Genomic DNA, 9,000 nt, shown 5'->3' with positions numbered 1-9,000 from the left:
ACCCCGCCCGCCCCCCCCCCCCCCCCCCGCCCCCCCCCCCGCCGCCAGCCGCGCTGGGGGGCCGGCTCGCCCCCCCCCCCCCCCCCCCCCGCCCCCGGCCTCTGCCCCGGAAGACTGAAACGCGCTGCCGCAGTTCCCAGCCACCTAAAGCATGCTTAGTGTTGGAGTAGGCTTTATTGGTTATTTCCCAGTACTAGGAAAGCCGAGGAACCGATGGGCGCCAGTCAGACAGGCCCTAGCCAGGGAAGCGCCGGTGGTGTTGCACATCCGGCAAAAGTCATCGCCGTTACGGTCGCCGCTGCGGTGGGCGGCCTTCTGTTCGGGTTTGACACTGCTGTCATCAACGGAGCCGTCGATGCGATCGGCGGCGAATTCTCCCTCAGCGCGGGCGTCCTTGGCTTCACTGTGGCAATTACGCTGCTGGGCTGCGCGATTGGCGCATGGTTTGCCGGCCAGCTGGCTGACCGGCTGGGCCGCAAGACCGTCATGGTCACGGCAGCCGTCCTGTTTGCCGCGAACTCGATCGGCTCAGCCTGGGCGTTCAGCGTCTGGGACCTGATGCTGTGGAGGCTGATCGGCGGCCTGGCCATCGGTACGGCGTCGGTCATCGCTCCCGGTTACATCGCCGAAGTTGCCCCGGCCAAATGGCGCGGAGCACTCGGCTCCGTGCAGCAGCTGGCCATTACCATCGGCATTTTCGCTGCCCTGCTCTCTGACGCCTGGCTCGCCAACACGGCCGGCAGCGCCTTCAACGAACTGTGGTGGGGCATGGCCGCATGGCGGTGGATGCTCCTGGTCGGTGTGGCTCCGGCGATTGTCTACGGGATCCTCGCGCTGACAATCCCGGAATCCCCGCAGTACCTGGTACGGAAAAACCGTGACGAGGAAGCAGCCAGGGTGCTGCGGGACATTACCGGGGTCCGGGACACGGACAAGAAGATCCGCGAAATCCGGGACAGCTTCGAAAACGAAGAACGTGCCACCTATGCTGACCTGCGCGGCACAATGCTTGGCCTTAAGCCCATCCTCTGGATCGGCATGTCCATCGCCGCCCTGCAGCAGCTGGTTGGCATCAACGCGATCTTCTACTACTCCACCACGCTGTGGCAGTCGGTTGGCTTCAGCGAGTCGGACTCCTTTACGACGTCGGTGATCACCTCCGTAGTGAACGTTCTGATGACGATCGTCGCGATCGCCTTCGTGGACCGGGTTGGCCGCCGGAAGCTGCTCATGACCGGCTCAGTTGGCATGTTCATCGGACTGCTGGCCGCCACGGTGTCCTTCTTCCAGGCGGACAGCAGCAGCGGTGAAGTGGTGCTGCCGCAGCCGTGGGGTGCCATTGCCCTGATTGGTGCCAACCTCTTTGTGGTCTTCTTCGCTGCGACCTGGGGACCGGTCATGTGGGTGACTCTGGGGGAGATCTTCCCCAACAACATCCGATCCCTCGCGCTGGGCCTGAGCACCATGGTCAACTGGATTTTCAATTTCATCGTCACGCTCTCCTTCCCGTGGGTCAGCGAAAACTTCGGGTTGTGGATCATGTACGCCATCTTTACGATCTTCGCCGTGGTCTCCTTCTGGTTCGTAAAGACCAAACTTCCTGAACTGTCCGGCCGGGAACTTGAGGAGAACCGGGACAAACTGTGACTGATGGTGCTGGGGCGACCAGGCATCGGCTAGTGAAACCTGAGGAGAATGGTAATTTTGGGTAATGGCAACGGCGAACAGTAACGACCAGACGGAAGCAGGGCCGATGAACAGCTCCGCAAGCACCAGGACCCAGCGGGCTAATGGAAGCTCATCCCTCGCTGGTCTCTCCAAGGTGATGGCGCGGCTGCTGCCCCGGCAGGTGAGCGATGAGGTGTCGCTGGCTGTCGCGGAGATGAAGCAGAAGGGGATCAAGGCCGGCGTCGCAGCCGCCTTCCTCGTCGTCGCTCTGCTGTTCCTGGCCGCCCTCGGAGTTGCTTTGATCGCTGCAGCCATCCTGGGCCTTGCCACCGTCATGCCGGCGTGGCTCTCAGCACTGCTCGTCGCAGCGCTCTTCCTAGTTATCGCGGCAATCGCTGCGCTGGTCGGGGTGAATAGGTTCAAGAAGACCATGCCGCTGCTGCCCGAGGACGCCCTGCGCGGCATCCGCTACGACCTTGGTGTCCTCAAGGAGGGCCGCAGCTTCGATCCGGCCACCCTGGATGCACCTAAGCCGCCCAAGGACAAGTCTGCCGAAGACAAGCAGGAGAAGCCCGAGGACGCAGTGCAGAAGCCAACGCCCGAGGAACTGCGTATCCGGCTGCGCCAGCGCCGCGAGCACATTGCCGCCGTCCGCGACGGGCTGGGAGAGAAAGCGGACGTCAAAAAGCAGATGGCAGACCTCAAGGCCCGCCGCGCAGCAGACCGGAGGAACGGTACGGCCGGTTCGGGTGCACACACCGACGGCATGGCGGACGAGGTCGGCGCCATGTTCCGTGAACGCCGGCAGCCCCTCGCGGTGCTGGGTGCCTCACTGCTGACAATGGGAATTCTGCTGCGCAGACTTCTGCGAAAATAGTGCCTTGATGCGGAAGGCAGAAGGAGTTCATCAGTGATCAGGCTCATCGGCGCCGGAACACGGCCGGGCCGGGGAGAACGGGTCCTGGAAACCTTCTGGACGATCCCCAACCTGATCACAATCCTGCGGTTCCTCGGTGTCCCGCTCTTTGTCTGGCTGATCGTTGAGGACAACTACGGGGCAGCGTTTATCACGCTGGTCATCGTGGGATCGACCGACTGGGTGGACGGGTACCTCGCGCGCCGGCTGGACCAGGTCTCAGCCGCCGGCAAATGGCTGGACCCCGTTGCAGACCGGCTGGCGCTCATCATCGTTGCCACCGTATTTGTGGTGGACCGGATCGCTCCGGGCTGGTTCATCTGGGCGATCGTCATTCCCGACATCATCCTCATCCTCAATTCGCTGCTGCTCTTCCGCGGCAGCCCCAACCTGCCGGTGAGCAACATCGGAAAGATCCGGACAGCGCTGCTGCTGGTCGGTGCCCCCATGCTGCTGCTCCAAAAGGTTCCCGGCTTCGACTATGAGTGGCTCGTCATGGCAGGCAACACCGTGCTGGTGCTTGGCTGCATCGGGCACGTGGCGGCTTTCTTCGGTTACCTCCGCGCTTCCTGGCAGAAATACCGGCGGCAGGAGCAGACAGCCGGGGAAGCCCATGCTGCCTAGGCCCGGGATGGGGACACCTCCGCCATGACCGCCGTCGCGATCGCGTGCGCGCTTGCCAGCGCCGTCTTCCTGGCCTTTGGCGCCCAGCGCCAGGGGAGCGCGGTCAGCGCAGACACCGGCGGACTGAGCCTGAACTCGGCGGGGCTTGGACGGCTGCTCCGCAATCCGCGCTGGCTCTTTGGCCTCCTGCTGCTGGGAACCGGCACCGCCCTGAACGTCGCGGCCCTGGCGATGGCTCCGCTGACCGTCGTCCAGCCGATCGGTTCCCTGGCCCTGGTGATTACCACCATCGTCAACTCACGCGACCAGGGCCTGCGCCTGAACCGTGTGACTGTGGTGTCCATCGTTGCCTGTGTAGTTGGCAGCATGCTCTTTGTGCTCCTTGCCGTCGGGGCCACCAGGAGCGAGCCGGTGGTTGAACCGCGGCAGGAGATCGTGATCGTGCTGATCCTCGCCGTCGTCGTCGCTTTCTTCGGAACGCTCAACCTGGTCTTCGGGAAGCGGCTTGGAGCGATTGCGCACATCCTCGGAGCAGGCATCCTCTTTGGCTTCGTCGCGGTGCTCACCAAGACCATCGCCGCTGACCTGCTGGACCCCAACGGGCGGTTCCTGCTGAACGTGCCGTGGTACACCATTGTGGGCATCGCCGTGGCGGGCGGGCTGGGTGCCTGGTTTGTGCAGAGCGCCTATTCCAGCGGACCGCCGGACCTGGTTATAGCCGGCCTGACAGTGATCGATCCGATGGTGGGCATCGCCATCGGAATCGGCGTGCTGAACGAACTTCGCCCGGATGTTCCCGCCGTGCTGGGAGTCGCGATGGGCGTCTGCGCTGTGATTGCTATTGTTGGGGTGGTCGCCTTGTCCCGCTACCATCCGGATGTCATCAAACGCCGGGAGATGAACAAGCGGCGGCACAGGCCCGCGTCCACCCGGACCGGGGCCACCCGGAAGCCCTGATGCCGAACGGCCCGACCGCCACAACACCACTAGAGGACTTCATTCGTGACCGAGGAACCGGCAGATAAACCGCTGACCATCCTGATCGCCTGCGACACCTACCCGCCCCACCTCAACGGTGCAGCCCAGTTCGGCTTCCGGCTGGCACAGGGAATGCACGGACGCGGCCACAACGTGCACGTCCTGGCTCCCAGCCCGGAAAGCGGGCCCGCCCACTCTGAGACGGACGGCCCCTGGACCGTGCACCGTCTCCGTTCGCACGGAGTGCCCACCCACGAATACTGGCGGATCTGCCTTCCTTGGGAAATCAAGAAGCACATCTCGATGCTGCTGGACAAGGTAAAGCCTGACGTGGTCCACATTCAGTGCCACTACATGGTGGGGGAGTACACCCTCTACGCCGCCCGCAAGCGCGGCATCCGGGTTATCGCCACGAACCATTTCATGCCCGAAAACCTGGACCCGTTCCTGCCCTTCCCCAAGTGGTTCAAGCGCATTGTCGCCAGGAACTCCTGGCGGGACATGGGCAAAGTCATGGGCCAGGCGGCCGTGGTAACCACACCTACACCGCTTGCGGCAAAAGCCATGGTCAAGTACGCCCGGCTTCCGGACGTGATGCCCCTGTCCAATGGAATCGAGGCGTCCACCTACGAGCTCCGTCCCGGGGAGACCGTTGACCGGCCGGATCATCCCACCGTGCTGTTCGTGGGCCGGCTGGCCGAGGAAAAGCATGTGGACGTGCTGATCAACGCCGTTGCCAAGGCGCCGCGCGAGCTGAACGTACACGCTGAAATTGTGGGGGGAGGGGAGGTCAAACCTGCCCTCATCGCCTTGGCCAAGCAGCTGGGCATTGAAGACCGGGTCTCCTTCCGGGGACTGGTCAGCGACGAGGAACTGCGCCAGGCCTACCTGCGAGCGGACATCTTCTGCATGCCAGGCACCGCTGAGCTGCAGTCCCTAGTGACCCTGGAAGCTATGTCCGCCTCTACCCCCGTACTCCTGGCCAACGCCATGGCGCTGCCGCACCTGGTGGAAAAGGGCAGGAACGGTTTCCTCTTTGAACCCGGTAACAGCACCGAGGTAGCAGGACGCATTGCCGAGATCCTGGCGCTGCCCGAAGCTGAACGCCGAAAGATGGGCCAGCACAGCCGCGACATGGTGGACTCCCACAGCCTCGAGGGCACCTTGGCAACGTTCGAAAAGCTCTATCGCGACGACAGCGCCAGCTAGGGTACTTTTGCCCGGGCGCCGGCGGATTCGGTGCCCGGGCCTGCTGCCGATTAGGATGTTCCTACTGCCTGTCAGGAACAGGGCAGTGCACGGGGCTGTAGCTCAGCCGGTCAGAGCAGCGGACTCATAATCCGTGGGTCGTGGGTTCAAGCCCCACCAGCCCTACCTGTGCAGCAACGCGATCCGTCCCGCGTGACGGAAAAACACCCCGGTCTTCGGACCGGGGTGTTTTTTGTTTCCACCGGCAGGCGCCGCCGGGCATTCCCTGCCGCGCGGAAGCCGCGCGGTCCGCCTCACACGGCAGGGGGATTGTGCGCAATGTTACTGACGGGTAACATAAGGGTCAGCCGGCTTCACGGCCCGGATCAGACTGGATCAGCGAAGGACATTCCATGGCAACTATCGACGTCGATAACCTCCCCTACGCGGACGGCGACTTCTACGCATTCGAGGACATGCTCAGCGACAAGGAGCGCGACCGCCTGCATGAGGTCCGGTCCTGGCTGGCAGCCGAAGTGAAGCCGTACGCCAACGACTGGTGGAACGCCGGAACCTTCCCAACCCACATGATTCCCAAGCTCGCTGAACTGGATGTTGTTTCGCCGGTCTACCGGCAGGGCTACTCCAACCTGTTCGCCGGCCTCTGCCACGCTGAGTTCACCCGGGCAGACACGTCCTTTGCCACCTTTATGGGTGTGCATGACGGGCTCTTCACCGGCTCGATCGAAGCGCTGGCTTCCGAGGAGCAGAAGGAAGCCTGGCTCCCGGACATCTACTCGCTGAAAAAGATCGGCGCCTTCGGCCTGACCGAGCCGCTGGGCGGCTCCGACGTTGCCGGCGGAACCCGGACCACAGCCCGCCGTGAGGGCGACAACTGGATCCTCAACGGTGCCAAGCGCTGGATCGGCAATGCCACCTTCTCCGACTGGGTTGTCATCTACGCTCGTGACGAGGCGGACAACCAGGTCAAGGGTTTCCTCGTGGACACCAAGACCGAGGGTTACACCGCCACCAAGATTGAGAACAAGATCGCACTGCGCACAGTGCAGAACGCAGACATCGTCCTGGACAATGTGGTTGTCAGTGACGACTTCCACCTCAAGGGCGCCAACAGCTTCCGCGACACCAACAAGGTCCTGAAGGTCACCCGGCTGGCAGTGGCCTGGCAGGCAGTGGGACAGCAGATGGCAGCCTTCGACGTCGCGCGCCGCTACGCGGTAGAACGCCAGCAGTTCGGCAAGCCGCTGGCATCCTTCCAGCTGGTACAGGAGCAGCTGGTGCAGATCCTGGGCAACACGGTGAGCTCCATGGGCATGATGGTCCGGCTGGCGCAGCTGGAGGATGAGGGCCGGGCCAAGGACGAGCAGTCAGCGCTGGCCAAGGCGTTCACCACGGCGCGGATGCGCGAATCGGTGGCGCTGGGGCGCAGCATCCTGGGCGGCAACGGAATTGTCACCGACTACGGAATGGCCAAGATCTTCGCAGACGCCGAAGCCATCTACTCCTACGAAGGCACGTACGAGATCAACACCCTGGTGACCGGCCGCGCCATCACCGGAATTGCCGCCTTCGTCTAGACCGGACAATGGACCGGCGCCGAGCGGCAGCAGTACGCTCGGCCGCCGGTCCATGATCAGGCCCAGCGGGTCTACATACTCGCCATCCAGCCGCACACCCCAATGCAGGCAACTGCCGGGGCAGTGCGGCTGTCCGTTTTCCGATGCTGTGCTGCGTGCCTCGAGCTCCCCGATGGCCTGCCCCTGCCTCACTGGATCGCCCGGTGAGAGGGAGCCGGTCACCGGTTCAAAACTGCTGAGCAGCCCGCCCCCGTGGTCGACGGTGACCACGCCGCGGTCCACCACGTGTCCGGTGAAGCGGACGGTGCCGGCTGCAGGACTCAGGACGGAGTCCCCGGGTACGGCGACGAGATCCACGCCCCGGTGCCCGGGCAGCCAGCGCTGGGCCGGCTTGTCGAAGCCGCGGACCACCGCGGGAGCAGGAGTAAGCGGCCAATGCCAGGCCGGAGCTGCCGGTGCGGCACCCGCCGGTCCGGCGAAAACCGGCCATGCCGCGCCCCACGAGAGGGCCACTGCCAGGACAAACACGATGACCGGAGGGGCAGAGCTCCTTGGCTGCGGGACCTGCCGGGTGCGTGCCGAAGGATGAAGACTCATGAGGTCAGTTCAGCCCCGACGGAGGCCGCGGTGCTGGCTGGCCAGCGCCGCTGTGGAGCATCTTCGTTAAGGTTTACGGACCGCAGAGGCTGTGGAGGGAATGAGGTGCAGCACCGGGCAGAACTGCTCTTCCGCTGTAGTACACTTGACGAAGCAGTTTGCTGCGCGCTGATCCTCCCTGCCCATCCGGGAAAGTCCCTCCTGCCGCCACTGGCGCACCGGAGAACCGCCCGGATAGCAGGACGGGATCAGGGGAACGCGCCTCAGGCTGACTACGCGTGCCCCAACTATCCACGCTTTCCACTTGGAATAACTGGGTGTGATCCTGCGGTCCGGCCAACACCGGAAAGGAACACACGCCACCTGCCCGCTTCGGGCGGAGGGCTGATGGGCACCAGGAGCAGCACCCGCCGGGTGCCGCTGATAACCGTCAATTGGCAGCCTATTTTCTGCGTGCGCCCAGCGCCGCATGCTGCCGGAAGGAGTGACGACATGCCCGTCGTTACCATGCGCCAGCTGCTCGACAGCGGCGTTCACTTTGGTCACCAGACCCGTCGTTGGAACCCGAAGATGAAGCGCTTCATCTTCACCGAGCGCAACGGCATCTACATCATTGACCTGCAGCAGTCGCTGTCCTACATCGACCGTGCATACGAGTTCGTCAAGGCCACCGTTGCCCACGGCGGAACCGTGCTGTTCGTCGGCACCAAGAAGCAGGCGCAGGAAGCCATCGCAGAGCAGGCCACCCGTGTTGGCCAGCCCTACGTCAACCAGCGCTGGCTCGGCGGCATGCTGACCAACTTCCAGACCGTTGCCAAGCGTATCCAGCGCATGAAGGAACTCGAAGAAATCAACTTCGACGACGTTGCTTCCTCCGGCCACACCAAGAAGGAGCTGCTGCTCCTCAAGCGTGAACTGACCAAGCTGGAATCCAACCTGGGCGGCATCCGCAACCTGACCAAGGCTCCGTCCGTGGTCTGGATCGTTGACACCCAGAAGGAACACCTCGCAGTTGACGAGGCCAAGAAGCTGAACATCCCTGTTGTTGCCATCCTGGACAGCAACTGCGATCCGGACGACGTCGACTTCCCGATCCCGGGCAACGACGACGCCATCCGCTCCGTCAACCTGCTGACCCGCGTTATTGCCGACGCCGTTGCCGAGGGCCTGATCGCCCGCCACAACAAGTCCGGCAACACCGAAGCCCCGGCTGAGCCGCTGGCTGAGTGGGAGCGCGAACTGCTCGAAGGCGCAGCTGCCCCGGCTGCTGAGGCCCCGGCCGCTGAAGCTCCGGCCGCTGAAGCTGCTCCGGAGGCTCCGGCCGCCGAAGCTCCCGCTGAAGAAGCCAAGTAATTCGATTTTCCCTGTAATGGCAGCTGTCGCAACGGCAGCTGCCATTACGGAACCTTCGCCTATGCGGCGGGCCGGGAA

General features: G+C 63.9%; 7 protein-coding genes, 1 tRNA gene and 1 pseudogene. 8 read left to right on the top strand and 1 reads right to left on the bottom strand.

Features of this window, described 5'->3' with window-relative positions:
* Positions 1–213 precede the first annotated feature (213 nt).
* The 7 genes from ACWGQ2_RS00045 (at position 214) to ACWGQ2_RS00015 (ending at position 6,972) form a co-directional block, all read left to right on the top strand.
* On the top strand, positions 214–1,647 hold the full coding sequence (locus ACWGQ2_RS00045; protein ID WP_452012969.1) for a sugar porter family MFS transporter: 1,434 nt from the start codon (positions 214–216) through the stop codon (positions 1,645–1,647).
* A 106-nt stretch (positions 1,648–1,753) separates the two neighbouring features.
* Positions 1,754–2,545 carry a phage holin family protein gene (locus ACWGQ2_RS00040; RefSeq protein WP_452012966.1) on the top strand — a complete coding sequence of 264 codons (792 nt, stop codon included), beginning with the start codon at positions 1,754–1,756 and terminating at the stop codon, positions 2,543–2,545.
* A gap of 33 nt (positions 2,546–2,578) precedes the next feature.
* On the top strand, positions 2,579–3,208 hold the full coding sequence (locus tag ACWGQ2_RS00035) for a CDP-alcohol phosphatidyltransferase family protein (RefSeq protein ID WP_452012964.1): 630 nt from the start codon (positions 2,579–2,581) through the stop codon (positions 3,206–3,208).
* Between the two features lie 24 nt (positions 3,209–3,232).
* On the top strand, positions 3,233–4,165 hold the full coding sequence (locus tag ACWGQ2_RS00030) for a DMT family transporter (RefSeq protein WP_452012962.1): 933 nt from the start codon (positions 3,233–3,235) through the stop codon (positions 4,163–4,165).
* A 45-nt stretch (positions 4,166–4,210) separates the two neighbouring features.
* Positions 4,211–5,395 (top strand): glycosyltransferase, encoded by a 1,185-nt coding sequence (locus ACWGQ2_RS00025; RefSeq protein WP_452012960.1) that lies wholly within the window; start codon positions 4,211–4,213, stop codon positions 5,393–5,395.
* Between the two features lie 91 nt (positions 5,396–5,486).
* Positions 5,487–5,560, top strand: a tRNA-Ile gene (locus ACWGQ2_RS00020).
* A 227-nt stretch (positions 5,561–5,787) separates the two neighbouring features.
* A complete protein-coding gene (locus ACWGQ2_RS00015; protein ID WP_452012957.1) occupies positions 5,788–6,972 on the top strand; it encodes an acyl-CoA dehydrogenase family protein in 1,185 nt (394 codons plus the stop codon).
* 126 nt (positions 6,973–7,098) lie between these two features.
* Here the strand turns inward: ACWGQ2_RS00015 and ACWGQ2_RS00010 are convergent.
* Positions 7,099–7,569: pseudogene (locus ACWGQ2_RS00010) on the bottom strand (M23 family metallopeptidase); the annotation flags it as partial.
* 492 nt (positions 7,570–8,061) lie between these two features.
* Here ACWGQ2_RS00010 and rpsB point away from each other — a divergent pair.
* A complete protein-coding gene (rpsB, locus tag ACWGQ2_RS00005) occupies positions 8,062–8,922 on the top strand; it encodes a 30S ribosomal protein S2 (protein ID WP_452012955.1) in 861 nt (286 codons plus the stop codon).
* Positions 8,923–9,000 lie beyond the last annotated feature (78 nt).

Source organism: Arthrobacter sp. NPDC055585 (assembly GCF_053619115.1).
Note: the sequence above shows the minus strand (reverse complement) of the source record. Positions and strands in the feature narration are given on the sequence as shown.

What these genes read in the sequence shown, in the direction of transcription:
- rpsB (WP_452012955.1), top strand. Translation starts at nt 8,062, where the DNA reads ATGCCCGTCGTTACCATGCGCCAGCTGCTCGACAGCGGCGTTCACTTT.
- ACWGQ2_RS00045 (WP_452012969.1), top strand. Translation starts at nt 214, where the DNA reads ATGGGCGCCAGTCAGACAGGCCCTAGCCAGGGAAGCGCCGGTGGTGTT.
- ACWGQ2_RS00015 (WP_452012957.1), top strand. Translation starts at nt 5,788, where the DNA reads ATGGCAACTATCGACGTCGATAACCTCCCCTACGCGGACGGCGACTTC.
- ACWGQ2_RS00040 (WP_452012966.1), top strand. Translation starts at nt 1,754, where the DNA reads ATGAACAGCTCCGCAAGCACCAGGACCCAGCGGGCTAATGGAAGCTCA.
- ACWGQ2_RS00030 (WP_452012962.1), top strand. Translation starts at nt 3,233, where the DNA reads ATGACCGCCGTCGCGATCGCGTGCGCGCTTGCCAGCGCCGTCTTCCTG.